Source organism: Rhodococcus tukisamuensis NBRC 100609, assembly GCF_001894985.1.
Taxonomy (GTDB): domain Bacteria; phylum Actinomycetota; class Actinomycetes; order Mycobacteriales; family Mycobacteriaceae; genus Rhodococcus_G; species Rhodococcus_G tukisamuensis.
In genome coordinates, this window is the sequence record NZ_BCXG01000001.1 from 388,740 (window position 1) to 405,553 (window position 16,814).

The window sequence follows — 16,814 nt, forward strand, 5'->3', positions numbered from 1 at the left end:
GGGAGTCAACATGAAGACCACCGCTGCAGTGCTGCTCGAGCCCGGCAAGCCCTTCGAGCTGATGGAGCTCGACCTGGACGGCCCCGGCCCCGGGGAGGTGCTGATCAAGTACACCGCCGCCGGTCTGTGCCACTCGGACCTGCACCTGACCGACGGCGACCTGCCTCCGCGGTATCCGATCGTCGGCGGTCACGAGGGTTCCGGGATCATCGAGGAGGTCGGCCCGGGCGTCACCAAGGTCAAGCCCGGTGACCATGTGGTGTGCAGCTTCATCCCGAACTGCGGCACCTGCCGCTACTGCTCGACCGGGCGGCAGAACCTGTGCGACATGGGCGCCACCATCCTGGAAGGCTCCATGCCCGACGGGACCTTCCGGTTCCACTCCAAGGGAACCGATTTCGGTGCCATGTGCATGCTCGGCACGTTCGCCGAGCGGGCCACGATCTCGCAGCACTCGGTGGTCAAGGTCGACGACTGGCTGCCGCTCGAGACCGCCGTACTCGTCGGCTGCGGGGTGCCGTCGGGTTGGGGCACTGCGGTCAATGCCGGCAACCTGCGGGCCGGTGATACCGCCGTCGTCTACGGCATCGGCGGTCTCGGCATCAACGCCGTGCAGGGTGCGGTCAGCGCCGGCTGCAAGTACGTCGTGGTGGTCGATCCGGTCGCGATGAAGCGGGACCAGGCACTGAAGTTCGGTGCGACGCATGCCTTCGCCGACGCGGCCAGCGCGGCCGAGAAGGTCAACGAACTGACGTGGGGGCAGGGCGCGGATGCGGCGCTGATCCTGGTCGGCACGGTGGACGAGGAGGTGGTCTCGGCGGCGACCGCGGTGATCGGCAAGGGCGGCACCGTGGTGATCACCGGCCTCGCGGACCCGGCGAAGCTCACCGTGCACGTCTCGGGCTGCGACCTCACGCTGAACCAGAAGACGATCAAGGGCTCGCTGTTCGGGTCGATGAACCCGCAGTACGACATCGTCCGCCTGCTGCGCCTCTACGACGCGGGTCAGCTCAAGCTCGACGAGCTGGTGACCACGCGGTACAGCCTCGAGGACGTCAACAAGGGCTACCAGGATCTGCGGGACGGCAAGAACATCCGCGGCGTGATCATGCACAAGTGACCTACTGACCAACGTGGCCCGGGTCCCTCGCCCGGCGGCACGTTCCCTCGCCCCGCCTCTCGGCCCGCCCCGGTCGAGAGGCGGGGCGTCTCGTTTGCGTGCGGTCCGCACGCGCGCTGCGCGGCGCATGATGGCAGGAGTCGACTGCAAGGGAGGCCGCGGTGATCACCAGTCTCGGACGGACGACCGCCGCGACGGCGGTGCTCCTTGCCGCGCTCGCCGGCTTCGTGGACGCGATGGGTTACATCACCCTCGGCGGGTACTTCGTCTCGTTCATGAGTGGGAACTCGACCCGCGCCGCCGTGGCGGCCGTCGACGGCGCCGGGCATTCGGCCCTGGTGGGCGCGTCGGTGATCGGCCTGTTCGTGCTGGGGGTGGTGGCCGGTTCGCTGCTCGGCCGCCGGGCGGGCCGGCGGCGTGCGAGCGCTGTGCTGGTGTTGATGACGCTGCTGCTGGCGGTGTCCGCGGCCGGTCACGACGTGGCGCCCACCCAGGTGGTGATTGCGTCGATGGCGCTGGCGATGGGGGTGGAGAACACGGTGTTCGAGCGGCGCGACCAGGCGTCGATCAGCCTGACCTACATGACCGGAACACTGGTCAAGCTCGGCCAGCAGATCGCGGGTGCGCTCGCGGGGGGACCGAGGTGGGCCTGGGTGCGCTTCGCTGTGCTGTGGCTGGGGCTGGTCGCCGGGGTGGTCCTCGGCGCCGCGGTGCACCGGTGGGTCGGGCTGACCGGGATGTGGCTCGCGGTCGCGGTGTCGGCCCTCCTCGCGGTCGGGATGTCGCGGTCGCGTGGGGCCGTGTGAATTCTGTGGCGGTGTGAGTTCCGGGCCGTGTGGTGTGCCGGGTCAGGTCAGCGGGGCGCGTACATGATCACCGCGACCCCGACCAGGCAGAGCAGCGCGCCGGTGACGTCCCAACGGTCCGGGCGGAACCCGTCCATCGCCATGCCCCAGATCAGCGAGCCCGCGACGAACACCCCGCCGTACGCCGCGAGAATCCGCCCGAAGTTGGCGTCCGGTTGCATCGTCGCGACGAAGCCGTAAGCCCCGAGGCCTATGACGCCGAGGCCGATCCACAGCCAGCCGCGGTGCTCGCGCACGCCTTGCCAGATCAGCCAGGCGCCACCGATTTCGAGGACCGCGGCGAGGGCGAACAGGGCGACGGACTTCGCGACGGTCATCGGCGGAGGCTCTTGGGCATGCCTGGGACCCTAGCTGGAGGTGCTTCGCTGTTGACCTCCCAACCTGTTGTCAGTGGCGTGATGCGAGTGTTCGCACGTTGTGGACCGCTGTGCGTAGGCGTGCTTTCACTGTCATTCGTTGTCGGAGTTGGTATGCCACGACGAGCGCCTCGATTCGTTCCCATGGGACTACTCGGCGGAAGGCCGCACATTGGGATGACGGATTCCTGCCCGCGTCTTCGACGGCGCGAACGGCCGATTGAAGGAGATCAGTGTCCTCTCCGAGTGCTTCAGCAAGCCACAAGAGGCCGGCTACGCACCGGAAGTGTTGGTAGAACGCGCGAGCGTCGCGGTCGTGGTACTTGCGGCCGTACGCGCCTGGCCCGTTGTATTCGGCCAGCCATCCCAGGAGGTGTTGCTTTTGAGTGTCGTACCACGTCTTACGTGTACGCGGGTGTTCGTAATCGTCAGTTATCGGGCAATGGGCAGGCAGCGTGAGGACAACCTCTCTGAGCTCCGAGGGCGTCAGGTTCACAGATCTTCCTCTGCTTGATCATTCGCATGTGTCTTCGCGCTATCGGAGGGCGTGTAGGTGCCCTGCAGCTATCGGCCGACCGATTGTCGACGACTCGACTGCGGCGGGGGCGACTTGCTTGAAGGAGTGGACGATTGGGGCTGGTATTTGTCGCACCAGTCGTGGCTAATGGGTGAACACTACTGAGCCGCCGGTGCAACTCCGACAGCCTCAGGTCGTGTCGATCGCGCGCCGGTTGTGGGCCGGCCTCGGTCTTCGCAGTGGGTCTACCCAGGCGGGTGGGGTGAACCACGGGTGGCCGTCTGATTCGATCTTCACTGCCCAGTGGTTCCTGTGGATGATGGTGTGGTGCTTCTTGCAGAGCAGCACCAGGTTCGACAGTGCGGTCGGACCGCCATTGGACCAATGCCAAATATGGTGCGCGTCGGTCCAGGCGGCGGGTCGGCCGCAGCCGGGGAAGGCGCAGCCGCAGTCCCTCGCGACCAGGGCTTTCCGTAGTTTCGGGGAGATGATGCGGGTCGTGCGGCCGACGTCGAGTGGGTTTCCTTCTCGGTCGACGAAGATCGGGGTGACCTGGGCGTCGCAGGAGATGCGGGCGGCGACGGTGGCGGAGACGGGGCCGGCCCAGGGCATGCTGGCGTGGTGTTTGCGGCGGTAGCGTCGGGGTGGCCTCGATCCCGCGGGGCTGGTGCAGCCTTCGCGCCCGTCGACGGGTCCGGTTGCGTTGTCGGAGTGGTGGGCCCAGCCTGTTCCGACCCACGCCCCGGTCACGGGCACCTTCGCTGTCGCGGACACCGCATCCCGTAGTGCGTCGACGTCGATGGTCACGGTGACGTGCGGTCGTTCGCCGCCCTCCATCGGTCCGCGTGCGTTGTCGAGGTGGCCGCGGATGATGTGTTCGAGGGCGTCGGCGCGGCGTTTGGAGGCGGTGCGGGGGTCGCGGACGGGGTGACCGTCGTCGTCGGTGCTCGGGTGCGGCTTCGACAGGCCGGACAGGGCGGTCTGGAGGGCTTCGCCGGTCTCGGCGTCGAAACTGCCCTTCACGAGCACCCGACCACCGAGGGTGGCGCTGGCGTGGAACTCGTTGAGTTCCGGGTTCTCTGCGTCGGACGGCAGGTCGTTGTCGCGCTCGAACAGTATTTCCATCTCGCGGGCCCGGGCGCGCAACTGCGTGGGGTCTTCGACCTGGGCGGCGATGAGCAGGTAGGCCTCGCAGTCGTCTGGGCGTCCGGTCTCGGGGTCGGGGTGCTCCCAGTCGGTTTCGGCGGGTTCGATGTCGAAGTCGCGGGTGAGTTTCGCGAGGCGAGCGAGGAAGTTGACGATCACCTGGACGTGGGCGAGTTCGATCCGTCCGTCGTTCAGCACGTCGGCCATCTGCGGGTGCAGGGGGAGTTCGCGGGCGAGGCGGACGATCTGGGCGGCGCGGGCACGGTGCATCCGGGTGGCGCCGGCGAGCCAGGAGGTGGTGTCCGCGGCGCCGGCGTGTTCGGGCAGGCAACGCTGATCGGCCTCGTGGACCAGTCGGACGAGGAGCGCTTCCCGTCTACGCATGTCCTGAACCAGCTCGGGCACTGCCGCCAGAATCTCGGTTTCGTCGAGTCGCCATGCCTCGACCCGGGCGGGGTCGGTGAGCATGGCGTCGAGTTCCATACATCGAATTCTACTCGCACGCACATTCGATTTCTAGTGTATTTATGCTGGTCAAAAGGGGTGTGAATCGGAAATATTCCGATTCGTGACCGTCCGCGGCTTCTCCGACATATGGGTTGGCGGCAGGTGTTCGAACCGGTGGTTCGTAGCGTGCGGGGTAGGAGAGCGCGGGGGCGGCCTGGAGGCTTCCTGTCAGCAGACCGACCGGCCGGCCGCGGAGATGGATGCGGCCGGCCGAGAGGTCAAACGGCGGGCAAAGGCTGCGTTGCGCGAACCTGGCCTCGGGCGAAGAAGGCTGCGACAACACCGAACATGATGAGCGCGATCGTCACCAGCGCCGCGATCGCACCACCGCTGCTGGAGGTGCCGACGGCGGTGTCGAGCCCACCGGAGGAGAGGAAGGTTGTCGGGTCGGTGAGGGCGTGGAGAACGACTGCCGCCCAGATGGTGCCGGTGACTCGCATCGTGAGGTACATGCACATGCCGAAACCGAAGGTGTAGACGACCGTGGCGGCGACGGTGGTCAGTTTCATGCCCGAGATCAGGTTCACGGTGTGCATCAGTGCGAACATCAACGATGAGGCCACCGCGACGTACTTCTCGCTGTGGCGAGCGTCGCGCAGGATCTGGACTACCAGTCCTCGGGTGGCCAGCTCCTCGGTGAGGCCGACGCAGGCACCCATGACGAACATTGCCGCGATCTGCCCGCCGGTCCACGAGCTCCAGTCCGTCCCGGTCGCATGCGCGATGATCGCGGCCAGAACCAGCGCCGGACCGATCCACATCCAGCCGCGTCCTCGAATGGGTTGGGGCCCGAAGATCTTCCCCAGCATGCCGAGCCGGACAGTCACGATCAAAAGTGCGATCGCGCCGACCGCGATCGGCAGGGCGATACCGAAGAGGATGCTGGGCGCGGAGCCGGCGACGTTGTCCGTGTCGATCTCGCCGGAGAACATCGACGAGATCAGCCACGACACCAAGAGGTAGAACACCAAGTAGGCCACGATCAGCCCGATCGCCATCCAGATGCTGGGGCGACGCCAGCCCGTTCCTTCTCCAAGTTCATGCGTCATCGACTGATCGTAGAGACCTCGTCCGCGGCCGATCGACCAAGCCGCACTCGCTGGGGCGAGGAGCTCGTGGCGTCTCGAACGGACTCGGGCCGAGGCCTCTCTCGTTCACCCGCACCGAGCATCGGTGCGGCCAGTGGTCGAACGCTGTTCGTCCAGCCGGCACGCGCAGGAACCATCAGGGAGGAGTGGGCATCGCTGCACGGATCGGTCGAGGCGTCCGTCCGGTGGCGGCGTCGGGCCGGCCGGCCGGTCACGGCCCGGGCAGCACCGCAACCCCCGCTCCGTCGAGTTGGGTCCGGTCGGCGGGCCGACCCGCCATCGCGAGCAGCAACTGCTGCATCGGACCCTGCACCAGCGCGCCCTTGCCTGCCGACCACTCGACATCGGTGGCGACCATCCGCACGCCAGAGACCTTGTGCCGCACGCCCATCGACGAGGCAAGCGGCCGGACCAGTCCCGCCGCGCAGGCCGCGGCGACCGGCGGCATGGCGTGCGCCCTCCCGAGCGGGAGGGCGATGTCCTGGGTGTGCAGCAGGATCTCGATCAACGCGAACCGGACCGGGGTACCCGGCGGGTGGCCACGCGAGCCGTCGAGCCGGTCGAAGTCGGCAACGATCTCGGCCGTGGGACGGTCGGAGACCAGTTTGCCCTGCGCGTAGATGGTCTTGCTGTAGCTGCCGTGCGCGCGGATCAGCAGGGGGACTGCGTCACGAAAATCGCGAAGCCGGGTCTGGGGATGGGCGATCACGTGGCCGGCGACGTCCTTGACGGTCCACCCCGCGCAGAGCGAATCCGTCGCCCACTCGTCGTCGGACAGGTCGGCCAGCACGGTGGCGAGAGCCCGGCGTTCGGCGTGGACGTATGACCAGATTTCGTCTCGGGTCAGCTTCATCTCGGCCCCTCCAGCGCCAGGACATCCCGAGACGAATTCTCCCACCGCAGCGCGCCGCCCTACACCCCCGGCGCCAGCGCCGCCGCCGTCATCCGGCGCAGCACCGCGCGGGTCCGGGTGGGTGCCGACGGGTTGACGCTGTGCGGGGTGGAGTTGATCAGCCCGAACGTCGCGTGGGCCTTGATCCGGGCGTCGGCCTCGTCGAGTCCGGGATCGACCTGCCGAAGGACCCCTACCCACATCTCGACGTACCGCCGCTGGAACTGGCGCACCTGCCGCCGTGCGGCGTCGGGCAGGGACTCGAGGTCGCGGTCCTGCACGCGGATCAGATCCGGCTCGCCGATCGCGAAGTCGAGGTGGAACTCGACCAGGTCGGCGAGGGCCTGCTCCGGGGTGTCGGCGGCCGTGGCCACCTCGGTGCCGCCGTCGAAGAGGCGGCGGCTGATGTCGACCAGCAGCTCGACCAGCAGCGACTCCTTGTTGGGGAAGTGCCGGTACACCGCCGGGCCGCTGATGCCGACGGCGGCGCCGAGGTCCTCGAGCCGGACGCCCGCATATCCGCGCTCGGCGATCAGTCGGGCCGCGGCCTGCAGCAGCTGACGCCGACGGTCGGCCTTGAGTTGGCTGCGCCGGGTCGGGGCCTGTGTGGGTGCCATCCGATCGCTCCTTTTGACATTGGATCTGGACATCTCAGTTAATCAAAGTTATCTTAGATTGAGTTAGTTGGAGTTAACCGAACTTGGAGCGGACGTTTCCAGCGGTTGACGGACCTCGGAGTGGACGGGTGGTGGCATGACGGTCGACGGGGATCGGAACAGGGCCGAGCATCAGCGGCTGGTCGACGAGTTGCGCACGCGGCTCGGCGTCGCCGCGCTCGGCGGCAGTCAGGCGTCCAGGGAGCGGCACGTGAGCCGGGGCAAGTTGCTCCCGCGTGAGCGCGTCGACACGCTGCTGGATCCGGGCAGCGCCTTCCTCGAGTTCTCGCCGCTCGCCGCGAACGGCATGTACGACGACCAGTCCCCGGGCGCCGGGATGATCGCCGGGATAGGCCGGGTCTCGGGTCGCGAGTGCGTCATCGTCGCCAACGACGCCACGGTCAAGGGCGGCACCTACTACCCGATGACGGTCAAGAAGCACCTGCGTGCGCAGGAGATCGCGCTGCAGAACAACCTGCCCTGCATCTACCTGGTCGACTCGGGCGGCGCCTTCCTGCCCCGGCAGGACGAGGTGTTCCCCGACCGCGAGCACTTCGGCCGCATCTTCTACAACCAGGCCAACCTCAGCGCCAAGGGCATCGCCCAGATCGCAGCGGTGATGGGCTCGTGCACCGCCGGTGGCGCCTACGTCCCGGCGATGAGCGACGAGGCCGTGATCGTCCGCAACCAGGGCACCATCTTCCTCGGCGGCCCGCCGCTGGTGAAGGCCGCGACCGGCGAGATCGTCACCGCGGAGGAGCTCGGCGGCGGCGACCTGCACTCCAAGGTCTCCGGCGTCACCGACCACCTCGCCGAGGACGACCAGGACGCGCTGCGCATCGTCCGGCGGATCGTCGCCACCCTCGGCCCCCGCACCGACCGGCCCTGGGACGTGATCCCGGTTGTCGACGCGGTCGCACCGCAGACCGAGCTCTACGACGTGGTGCCCACCGACCCGCGCACCCCGTACGACGTGCACGAGGTGATCACCCGGCTCGTCGACGGTGGAGAGTTCCAGGAGTTCAAGGCCGAGTACGGCAAGACCCTGGTCACCGGCTTCGCCCACATCCACGGCCACCCGGTCGGCATCGTCGCCAACAACGGCGTCCTGTTCGCCGAGTCCGCGATGAAGGGCGCGCACTTCATCGAGCTGTGCGACAAGCGCAGTGTCCCGCTGCTGTTCCTGCAGAACATCGCCGGGTTCATGGTCGGCCGGGACTACGAGGCCGGCGGCATTGCCAAGCACGGCGCGAAGATGGTCACCGCGGTCGCCTGCGCCCGGGTCCCCAAGCTCACCGTGGTGATCGGCGGGTCCTACGGCGCCGGCAACTACTCGATGTGCGGACGCGCCTACTCGCCGCGGTTCCTGTGGATGTGGCCGAACGCGCGGATCTCGGTGATGGGCGGCGAGCAGGCCGCCTCGGTGCTCGGTTCTGTCGGCTCGGGCAACGATCCGGACGAGATCCGTGCCCAGTACGAGGCGCAGGGCAACCCCTACTACTCGACCGCCCGGCTGTGGGACGATGGAGTCATCGATCCCGCCGACACCAGAACTGTTCTCGGACTGGCACTTTCGGTGTGTGCGCAGGCACCGCTCGAGCCGGTTTCCTACGGCGTCTTCAGGATGTGACCGACATGACCGAATTTCACACCGTCCTGGTGGCCAATCGCGGCGAGATCGCGGTGCGCGTCATCCGAACCCTGCGCGAGATGGGGATCCGATCGGTCGCCGTCTACAGCGACGCCGACGCCGACGCGCGCCACGTCCGTGAGGCAGACACCGCGGTCCTGCTCGGTCCCGCGGCCGCCCGGGAGAGCTATCTCGACATCGACAAGGTGGTCGCGGCCGCGGTCCGCACCGGGGCGCAGGCCGTGCACCCGGGCTACGGATTCCTCTCCGAGAACTCGGCCTTCGCGGCCGCGCTCGAGGCGGCGGGCATCGCCTTCCTCGGACCGTCGGCGCGTGCCATCGAGGTGATGGGCGACAAGATCACTGCAAAGAACGCGGTGGCGGCATTCGACGTCCCGGTGGTCCCTGGTATCGCCCGGCCCGGGCTGACCGACGCGGACCTGATCGCGGCAGCCGACGACATCGGCTACCCGGTTCTGGTCAAGCCCTCGGCCGGCGGTGGCGGCAAGGGCATGCGCCTGGTCACCGAGCCCGGCGCCCTGGCGGAGGCGCTCGCCAGCGCCCGCCGCGAGGCCGCCTCGGCCTTCGGCGACGACACGCTCTTCCTCGAACGATTCGTGTTGCGTCCCAGGCACATCGAGGTCCAGGTCATTGCGGACACGCACGGCAACGTGGTGCACCTCGGCGAGCGCGAGTGCAGCCTGCAGCGCCGGCACCAGAAGGTGATCGAGGAGGCGCCCTCGCCCCTGCTCGACGAGGCGACGCGGGCGCGGATCGGCGAGGCCGCCTGCAACACCGCACGCAGCGTCGACTACACCGGCGCCGGCACAGTGGAGTTCATCGTCTCCGCGGACAGCCCCGACGAGTTCTTCTTCATGGAGATGAACACTCGGCTGCAGGTCGAGCACCCGGTCACCGAGATGGTGACCGGACTGGACCTGGTCGAGTGGCAGGTCCGGGTGGCCGCGGGCGAGAAGCTCGGCTTCGGGCAGGGCGACGTGACCATGACCGGGCACGCCATCGAGGCCCGGGTGTACGCCGAGGACCCGTCGCGGGGGTTCCTGCCCACCGGCGGGCTGGTGGTCGACGTGGTCGAGCCGACCGGGCCCGGGGTGCGCGTCGACTCCGGGCTGCGGGCGGGCACCGAGGTCGGCAGCGACTACGACCCGATGCTCGCCAAGGTGATCATGCACGGCGCCGACCGGGCCGCCGCGCTGCGGGGCCTCGACCGGGCGCTGGGGGAGACCGCGGTGCTCGGCGTGGTGACCAACATCGAGTTCGCCCGCTTCCTGCTCGCCGACCCTGACGTGGTCGCCGGTCGGCTGGACACCGGCCTGCTCGACCGCCGGGTCGAGGACTTCGTAGCGGCCCAGGCATCGGACGAGGAGTTCATCGCCGCCGGCACCTACCGATGGCTCGGCGGCTGGCCGACGCGGGCCGAGGTCGCCGACCCCTGGGCGCTGCCCTCGGGCTGGCGGGTCGGGGGGTCGGTTCCCACCAGCATCCGGCTGGTCGGCCCCGCACGCACCGATCACGTCCGGATCGCCGGACACCCCGGCGCCGCGACGGTGGCGCTCGAGGACGGCGAAAGCCGAAGCCTCACCGCGACACTCGACGGGCCGCTGCTGTCCCTCGTGCTCGACGGACTGCGGACGACCTACCGCGTCGCCGAGCACGACGGCCACATCTGGCTGGCCGGTCCCCGCGGCACCACGGTACTCCGGCAGGCAGCGGAGGTGAACGTGCGCACCGGTGACGTGCACGCCGGCGAGGCCGAGATCACCAGTCCCATGCCGGGATCCGTCATCGCGGTCGGTGCCGAGTCCGGCGCCGCCGTGGCCGCGGGCGACGTGCTGGTGGTGGTGGAGGCCATGAAGATGGAGCACGCGATGCGCTCGCCGGTCGACGGAACCGTCGAACTGCTCGTCGCCGCGGGCGACCAGGTCAAGGTGGACCAGGTGCTGGTCCGGGTGGTCCCGTACGCCACCGACACGAACGACAACAACGACATCGACACGAAGGGCGCCGCGTCATGACCGACTACCTCTCCAGCGGACAGCTTCCCGACGAGTACCAGCAGCTGGCGAAGACCGTCCGGGACTTCGCGCAGACCGTCGTCGCACCCGTCGCCGCCGAGCACGACGCCAACCACACCTTCCCGTACAAGGTGATCGACGGGATGGCCGACATGGGCCTGTTCGGCCTGCCGTTCCCGGAGCAGTACGGCGGCATGGGCGGCGACTACTTCGCACTGTGCCTCGCGCTCGAGGAACTGGGCAAGGTTGACCAGTCGGTCGCCATCACCCTCGAGGCCGGCGTCTCGCTCGGCGCGATGCCGGTGTACCGCTTCGGCAACGAGGCGCAGAAGGAGGAGTGGCTGCCGCAGCTCACCAGCGGCAAGTCGCTCGCCGCCTTCGGCCTCACCGAACCCGGTGCGGGCAGCGACGCCGGCGGCACCAAGACCACCGCCAAGCTGGACGGCACCGACTGGATCGTCAACGGCAACAAGCAGTTCATCACCAACTCCGGCACCGACATCACCAGGCTGGTCACGGTCACCGCGGTCACCGGGGTCAAGGAGAACGGCACGAAGGAGATCTCCACCATCCTGGTGCCGACCTCCACGCCCGGATTCACCGCCGAGCCGGCCTACAACAAGGTCGGCTGGAACGCCTCGGACACCCATCCGCTGACCTTCCAGGACGTCCGCGTCCCCCAGGAGAACCTGCTCGGCGAGCGCGGCCGCGGCTACGCGAACTTCCTGCGCATCCTCGACGAGGGCCGGATCGCCATCGCCGCGCTCAGCGTCGGCGCCGCGCAGGGCTGCGTGGACGAGTCCGTCAAGTACGCCAAGGAGCGGGAGGCGTTCGGCAGGCCGATCGGCGCCAACCAGGCCATCGCCTTCAAGATCGCCCGGATGGAGGTGCGCGCCCATGTCGCCCGCACCGCGTACTACGACGCGGCCGCACTGATGTTGGCGGGCAAGCCCTTCAAGAAGCAGGCCTCCATCGCCAAGCTGGTGGCCAGCGAGGCCGCGATGGACAACGCACGCGACGCCACCCAGATCTTCGGCGGCTACGGCTTCATGAACGAGTACCCGGTTGCGCGGCACTACCGGGACAGCAAGATCCTCGAGATCGGCGAGGGCACCACCGAGGTGCAGCTGATGCTGATCGCGCGGGAGGCGGGGCTGTGACCGGGGCGACGGGGGAGGCCGGCTCGGCACCCACGAAGAGAATTGTCCAGCGCGGACTCTGGTTCGAGGAGTTCGAGACCGGTGTCGTCTACGAGCACCAGCCGGGCCGCACCGTCACCGAGGCCGACAACGTCCTGTTCACCACGCTGACGATGAACACCCAGGCGCTGCACCTGGACGCCGCGTTCAGCGACGCGCTGCCGCCGTTCAACCAGCGGCTGGTGAACTCGATGTTCACGCTCTCCACGCTGGTCGGGCTGTCCGTCGCACAGCTGACCCAGGGCACCATCGTCGGCAACCTCGGGTTCTCCGAGATCGCCTTCCCCAAGCCGCTCTTCCACGGCGACACCATGTACGCGGAGACGGTGATCGTCGACAAGCGCGAGTCGAGGAGCCGGCCGGGCGAGGGCATCGTCACCCTCGCCCACACCGCGCGCAACCAGCACGGCGACATCGTCGCGACCGCGGTCCGAAAGACCATGGTGCGCAAGCGACCCACGGGGGAGGGGCGATGACGCAGACGGCAACTTCCGGTCGCTCCGACGGACCCGCTCCGTGGACCCCGCCCGGCTCGGCGTGGCTGTTCTGCCCGGCCGACCGGCCGGAGCGGTATGCGAAGGCGGCGGCCGCGGCCGATGTGGTGATCCTCGACCTCGAGGACGGCGTCGGGCCCGACGACAAGGTGGCCGCCCGGCGGGCGCTGATCGAGAATCCGCTGGACCCGGAGCACACGGTGGTCCGCGTCAACGCGGCGGGCACGCCGGACCAGGCGCTGGACCTGGCGGCGCTGTCGCAGACCCGCTACCCACGGGTGATGCTGCCCAAGTGCGAGTCCGCCGAGCAGGTCCGCTCGCTGGCACCCCGCGAGGTGGTGGTGCTGGTGGAGTCGCCACTCGGCGCGCTGGTGGTCGCGGAGGCCGCACAGGTCGCGAACGCTGTCGGGGTGATGTGGGGCGCCGAAGACCTGGTGGCCGCCCTCGGCGGCAACTCGAGCAGGTGGGCGGACGGCAGTTACCGGGACGTGGCACGGCACGTGCGCTCGGCCTCGCTGCTGGCGGCCAAGGCGCACGGGCGGTTCGCTCTGGACTCGGTGTACCTGGACCTCGAGGACCTCGGCGGCCTGCGCGAAGAGACTCTGGACGCGGTCGCGGTCGGGTTCGACGCGAAGGTGGCGATCCATCCGCGGCAGGTCGAGGTGATCCGCGATGCCTATGCGCCGACCGCGGACGAGACCGGCTGGGCCCAGAGGGTTCTCGCGGAGTCCGTGCACCAGCGCGGGGTGTTCGCCTTCGAGGGTCGGATGGTCGATGCACCGCTGCTTCGACACGCCGAACGGATCGTGCGCCGGGCCGGCAACTGACGCTGTACTGAACCGGGATTCGCCGAGGGAGTGGAGATGGACGTGACACCGACCGAGCAGGGATCGCCGGCGCCGCAGTGGGTGCCGACGGCCGCGGACGTCGCCGATGCCAGGATCACCGACTTCACGCGGTGGGTGGAGCGGCGGCATGCGGTGACGCTGCCCGACTACGGGGCGCTGTGGGAGTGGTCCGTCGACGACCTCGACGGCTTCTGGCGCGCCGTCTGGGACTACTTCGACGTGCAGTCGCAGACGCCGGTGGGCGCCGCGCTGGCCGAGGAGAAGATGCCCGGCGCGGTGTGGTTCCCCGGCACCCGGCTCAACTACGTCGACCAGGTGCTGCGGCACGAGCGGCCGGACCGGCCCGCGCTGGTCTACTCGGCGGAGCAGGCCGGGTCGGACGTCGAGGTGTCCTGGGCCGAGCTGCGTCGACAGGTCGGGGCGCTCGCCGCGACGCTGCGCGGCCACGGCGTCGGCCCCGGCGATCGCGTGGTCGGCTACCTGCCGAACGTGCCGGAGGCGGTGATCGCCTTCCTCGCGACCGCCAGCATCGGCGCGGTGTGGTCCGCCTGCGGGCAGGACTACTCGGCCAACGCGGCGCTCGACCGGCTCGGCCAGCTCGCCCCGGTCGTCCTGGTCACCGCCGACGGGTACAGCTTCGGCGGCAAGGTGCACCACCGCGGCGAGGCGGTGGAGCAGCTGCGCGAGGGTCTGCCGAGCCTGAACCTGACGGTGCAGCTGAGCCGGTTCGGCGCCGACTCCGGTCTCGGGGCGTCCGGGGCCGTGATGTCCTGGGCGGACGCCACCGCGGGCGACGCCCCGCTCGAGCCGGTGTCCGTCGACTTCGACCACCCGCTGTGGGTCGTCTTCTCAAGCGGCACAACGGGACTGCCGAAGGGCATCGTGCACGGTCACGGCGGGGTGCTGCTCGAACACCTCAAGTCGATCGCGCTGCAGAACGACGTCGGACGTGAGAGCACCCTCTTCTGGTACACCAGCCCGAGCTGGATGATGTGGAACTTCCAGGTGGCGGGGCTGCTGGTCGGGGCCACCGTGGTCTGTTACGACGGCAGCCCGTCCTACCCGGCGACCGACTCCCTCTTCGCCCTCGCCGCCCGGCACCGCGCCACGCTGCTCGGGACCAGCCCCGGCTACGTCCTGGCCGTCGCCAAGGCTGGACTGGTCCCGCGCCGCGACCACGACCTCGCGGCGCTGCGGGCGGTGGGCATCACCGGGTCCACGCTGCCGGCGTCGTCCTCGCTGTGGCTCTCGGAGAACGTCGGCGCCGCGGTGCCGGTGTACTCGATCAGCGGCGGCACCGACGTGGTGTCTGCCTTCGTCGGCGGGGTGCCGACGGTCCCGGTGTGGCCGGGCGAGCTGTCCGCGCGTTATCTCGGGGTGGCGCTGGACGCCTTCGACGAGACCGGACGTCCCGTCCGCGACCAGGTCGGCGAGCTGGTGGTGACCCGGCCGATGCCGTCGATGCCGGTGCGGTTCTGGAACGACCCCGGCGACGCGCGCTACCGCGACTCCTACTTCGACACCTTTCCCGGGGTGTGGCGCCACGGCGACTGGATCACCGTCACCGATCGCGGCAGCGTGGTGGTGCACGGCCGGTCGGACTCGACCCTCAACCGGAACGGGATCCGGATGGGCAGCGCGGACATCTACCAGGCCGTCGAGGCGCTGCCGGAGATCGCCGAGGCGTTGGTGATCGGCGCCGAGCAACCGGACGGCGGGTACTGGATGCCGCTGTTCGTGGTGCTGGCCGAGGGTGCGGTGCTCGACGACGCGCTGCGGGAGCGGATTCGGTCCGCGATCCGGGAGCAGGCCTCGCCCCGGCACGTGCCGGACCAGATCGTCGAGGCGCCGGGCATTCCGCACACCCGGACCGGCAAGAAGCTCGAGGTCCCGATCAAGCGGATCTTCCAGGGCGCCGACGCAAATCGGATCCTCGATCGGACCGCGATCGACGCGCCGGAGCTCATCGACTGGTACCTGGCTCAGCGGCACTGACCAGGGAAGATGAGATATTGCGTCTCGGCATGTAACTGAATTTTTGTGAAGTCGGCCACAATTTGCCTCGCGTTCCAATACGCTGCTGCCAAGTCGGGCGGCAGGGTGGCTCCGAGACCGGGGGCGAGCGGGTAACCGCAGCTCAACGGGAGCGGATCTGTGCATGGCGTCCGGGATGAAGCCGCCTACATGCAAAGGACGCGCCGTGAACTTGAAGAGAATCGCTCCCGCGATCGCCGCTCTCGCAACCGTGAGCCTGATTGCTGCGGGCTGTAGCAGCGACAGCGAGGCGAACTCCGAGGGAGGCGCCACCGCTGCCACCGGTGACCCGATCAAGGTCGGTCAGATCGTGCCCATCGAGGCGCCGGGCCTCGGCTCCGTCACCTACGCGGAGAGCACGGTCGCGTCGGTCAACGCGTTCAACGAGCGGGGCGGCGTGAACGGACGGCCGCTCGAACTGCTGCAGTGCGACTCCAAGGGCGATCCGAACACGGAGGTCGACTGCGCGAACAAGATGGTCTCCGAGGGGGCCGTCGCGACCCTCGCGGACTTCACGCCGGCCTCGGCCGAGGCGTCGTCGAAGATCCTGTTCGACGCCGGCATCGCCCGGGTCGGGTTGAACCCGGTGAACATGGCGGACTTCACCGCCACGAACGTCTACACCCCGTTCTCCGGCTCGTTGCTCAACCTGTACGGGATGATCGACATCCTGGTGGCGCAGGGGAAGACCAAGCTCAGTCTGATGCGCCCCGACCTCCCGGTCACCGCGCAGCTGGTCGGGCTGCTGACCCCGGCGGTACAGGCGAAGGGCGCCGAGATCGTCAACGACGTCGCGGTGGGCGCGGGCGCGACCGACTACACCCAGTTCATCGCCGCGGCCGAGCGCAACGGCGCGCAGGGCGTGATCATGGCGCTCGGCGCCACCGACGCCAACCCGATCGCGCAGGCGTTCGAGCAGCTCGGGTCGAAGCTGACCTTCGCGCTGGGGACGGCGGGCTTCACCCAGGCCGACCTGCAGGACCTCGGCACCTTCGCCACCTCCTCGACGTACACCAGCCCGACTCCCGCGCCCTCGTCCAGCACCGAGGACTTCCCCGGACTCAAGGACTTCCTCGCAGACATGGACAAGTCCGGCAAGGAGGACCTCGAGCTGAAGAACCTCACCGGCGACGCGGTGAACCCGTGGCTGTCGGTTCGTGCGTTCGGCGAGGTCGCCAAGGGCCTGCCGGAGATCAACGCGAAGACGGTCTGGGGCGGATTCGAGAATGCCAAGGACCTCGACATGGCCGGACTTATCCCGGCCTGGACGCCGGGTGCGGTCGAGCCCTTCGGGATCTTCCAGCGGGTCTCGAACTCGATGATGTACAAGATGACGTTCGACGGTGACGTGCTGGTCACCGACCCGACGCAGTACGACCTGCGTACCCCCACCGCCTAGTCCACGCCCCCACCCTGGAGATTGAC

14 protein-coding genes are annotated in these 16,814 nt (G+C 69.0%); 9 read left to right on the forward strand and 5 right to left on the reverse strand.

Features of this window, described 5'->3' with window-relative positions; translation table 11 throughout:
- The first annotated feature begins 10 nt into the window (after window positions 1-10).
- Both RT2_RS01810 and RT2_RS01815 read left to right on the forward strand, forming a co-directional pair.
- Window positions 11-1,120, forward strand: a complete 1,110-nt coding sequence (locus RT2_RS01810) for an NDMA-dependent alcohol dehydrogenase (RefSeq protein WP_072842773.1) — start codon at window positions 11-13, stop codon at window positions 1,118-1,120.
- A gap of 161 nt (window positions 1,121-1,281) precedes the next feature.
- Window positions 1,282-1,926 carry a YoaK family protein gene (locus RT2_RS01815; RefSeq protein ID WP_072842774.1) on the forward strand — a complete coding sequence of 215 codons (645 nt, stop codon included), beginning with the start codon at window positions 1,282-1,284 and terminating at the stop codon, window positions 1,924-1,926.
- Between the two features lie 47 nt (window positions 1,927-1,973).
- Here the strand turns inward: RT2_RS01815 and RT2_RS01820 are convergent, their stop codons facing one another.
- The 5 genes from RT2_RS01820 to RT2_RS01840 all read right to left on the reverse strand — a co-directional run bounded on the left by RT2_RS01820 (window position 1,974) and on the right by RT2_RS01840 (window position 7,109).
- Window positions 1,974-2,303 (reverse strand): YnfA family protein, encoded by a 330-nt coding sequence (locus RT2_RS01820; protein ID WP_072842775.1) that lies wholly within the window; start codon window positions 2,301-2,303, stop codon window positions 1,974-1,976.
- Window positions 2,304-3,048: 745 nt separating this feature from the next.
- The gene (locus RT2_RS01825) at window positions 3,049-4,488 is read right to left on the reverse strand and encodes an HNH endonuclease signature motif containing protein (RefSeq protein ID WP_072842776.1); all 1,440 of its coding nucleotides are present in this window, start codon (window positions 4,486-4,488) and stop codon (window positions 3,049-3,051) included.
- Between the two features lie 242 nt (window positions 4,489-4,730).
- Window positions 4,731-5,561, reverse strand: coding sequence for a CPBP family intramembrane glutamic endopeptidase (locus RT2_RS01830; RefSeq protein WP_072842777.1), 831 nt, complete (start codon window positions 5,559-5,561; stop codon window positions 4,731-4,733).
- A 250-nt stretch (window positions 5,562-5,811) separates the two neighbouring features.
- A complete protein-coding gene (locus tag RT2_RS01835; RefSeq protein ID WP_072842778.1) occupies window positions 5,812-6,453 on the reverse strand; it encodes a maleylpyruvate isomerase family mycothiol-dependent enzyme in 642 nt (213 codons plus the stop codon).
- A gap of 59 nt (window positions 6,454-6,512) precedes the next feature.
- Complete coding sequence (locus RT2_RS01840; protein WP_245709447.1) at window positions 6,513-7,109, reverse strand: SACE_7040 family transcriptional regulator; 597 nt, start codon at window positions 7,107-7,109, stop codon at window positions 6,513-6,515.
- Window positions 7,110-7,245: 136 nt separating this feature from the next.
- Between RT2_RS01840 and RT2_RS01845 the strand changes: the two genes are divergently transcribed.
- The 7 genes from RT2_RS01845 to RT2_RS01875 all read left to right on the forward strand — a co-directional run bounded on the left by RT2_RS01845 (window position 7,246) and on the right by RT2_RS01875 (window position 16,788).
- The gene (locus RT2_RS01845) at window positions 7,246-8,778 is read left to right on the forward strand and encodes a carboxyl transferase domain-containing protein (RefSeq protein ID WP_072842780.1); all 1,533 of its coding nucleotides are present in this window, start codon (window positions 7,246-7,248) and stop codon (window positions 8,776-8,778) included.
- A gap of 5 nt (window positions 8,779-8,783) precedes the next feature.
- Window positions 8,784-10,814: an acetyl/propionyl/methylcrotonyl-CoA carboxylase subunit alpha gene (locus tag RT2_RS01850; RefSeq protein ID WP_072842856.1), complete on the forward strand. Its 2,031-nt coding sequence runs from the start codon at window positions 8,784-8,786 to the stop codon at window positions 10,812-10,814.
- Window positions 10,811-11,974, forward strand: coding sequence for an acyl-CoA dehydrogenase family protein (locus RT2_RS01855; RefSeq protein WP_072842781.1), 1,164 nt, complete (start codon window positions 10,811-10,813; stop codon window positions 11,972-11,974). Before RT2_RS01850 ends, RT2_RS01855 begins: the two co-directional genes overlap by 4 nt.
- On the forward strand, window positions 11,971-12,489 hold the full coding sequence (locus tag RT2_RS01860; RefSeq protein ID WP_072842782.1) for a MaoC family dehydratase: 519 nt from the start codon (window positions 11,971-11,973) through the stop codon (window positions 12,487-12,489). Before RT2_RS01855 ends, RT2_RS01860 begins: the two co-directional genes overlap by 4 nt.
- Window positions 12,486-13,334 carry an HpcH/HpaI aldolase/citrate lyase family protein gene (locus RT2_RS01865; RefSeq protein WP_072842783.1) on the forward strand — a complete coding sequence of 283 codons (849 nt, stop codon included), beginning with the start codon at window positions 12,486-12,488 and terminating at the stop codon, window positions 13,332-13,334. The genes RT2_RS01860 and RT2_RS01865 overlap by 4 nt, the downstream gene beginning before the upstream one ends.
- Before the next feature lie 36 nt (window positions 13,335-13,370).
- Window positions 13,371-15,350, forward strand: a complete 1,980-nt coding sequence (locus RT2_RS01870) for an acetoacetate--CoA ligase (protein ID WP_072842857.1) — start codon at window positions 13,371-13,373, stop codon at window positions 15,348-15,350.
- 205 nt (window positions 15,351-15,555) lie between these two features.
- Complete coding sequence (locus RT2_RS01875) at window positions 15,556-16,788, forward strand: ABC transporter substrate-binding protein (protein ID WP_169888113.1); 1,233 nt, start codon at window positions 15,556-15,558, stop codon at window positions 16,786-16,788.
- The last annotated feature ends 26 nt before the right edge of the window (window positions 16,789-16,814 follow it).

Coding starts and splice junctions, on each gene's coding strand:
- RT2_RS01810 (WP_072842773.1), top strand. CDS start 11: ATGAAGACCACCGCTGCAGTGCTGCTCGAGCCCGGCAAGCCCTTCGAG.
- RT2_RS01820 (WP_072842775.1), bottom strand. CDS start 2,303: ATGACCGTCGCGAAGTCCGTCGCCCTGTTCGCCCTCGCCGCGGTCCTC.
- RT2_RS01825 (WP_072842776.1), bottom strand. CDS start 4,488: ATGGAACTCGACGCCATGCTCACCGACCCCGCCCGGGTCGAGGCATGG.
- RT2_RS01830 (WP_072842777.1), bottom strand. CDS start 5,561: ATGACGCATGAACTTGGAGAAGGAACGGGCTGGCGTCGCCCCAGCATC.
- RT2_RS01835 (WP_072842778.1), bottom strand. CDS start 6,453: ATGAAGCTGACCCGAGACGAAATCTGGTCATACGTCCACGCCGAACGC.
- RT2_RS01840 (WP_245709447.1), bottom strand. CDS start 7,109: ATGGCACCCACACAGGCCCCGACCCGGCGCAGCCAACTCAAGGCCGAC.
- RT2_RS01845 (WP_072842780.1), top strand. CDS start 7,246: ATGACGGTCGACGGGGATCGGAACAGGGCCGAGCATCAGCGGCTGGTC.
- RT2_RS01850 (WP_072842856.1), top strand. CDS start 8,784: ATGACCGAATTTCACACCGTCCTGGTGGCCAATCGCGGCGAGATCGCG.
- RT2_RS01855 (WP_072842781.1), top strand. CDS start 10,811: ATGACCGACTACCTCTCCAGCGGACAGCTTCCCGACGAGTACCAGCAG.
- RT2_RS01865 (WP_072842783.1), top strand. CDS start 12,486: ATGACGCAGACGGCAACTTCCGGTCGCTCCGACGGACCCGCTCCGTGG.
- RT2_RS01870 (WP_072842857.1), top strand. CDS start 13,371: ATGGACGTGACACCGACCGAGCAGGGATCGCCGGCGCCGCAGTGGGTG.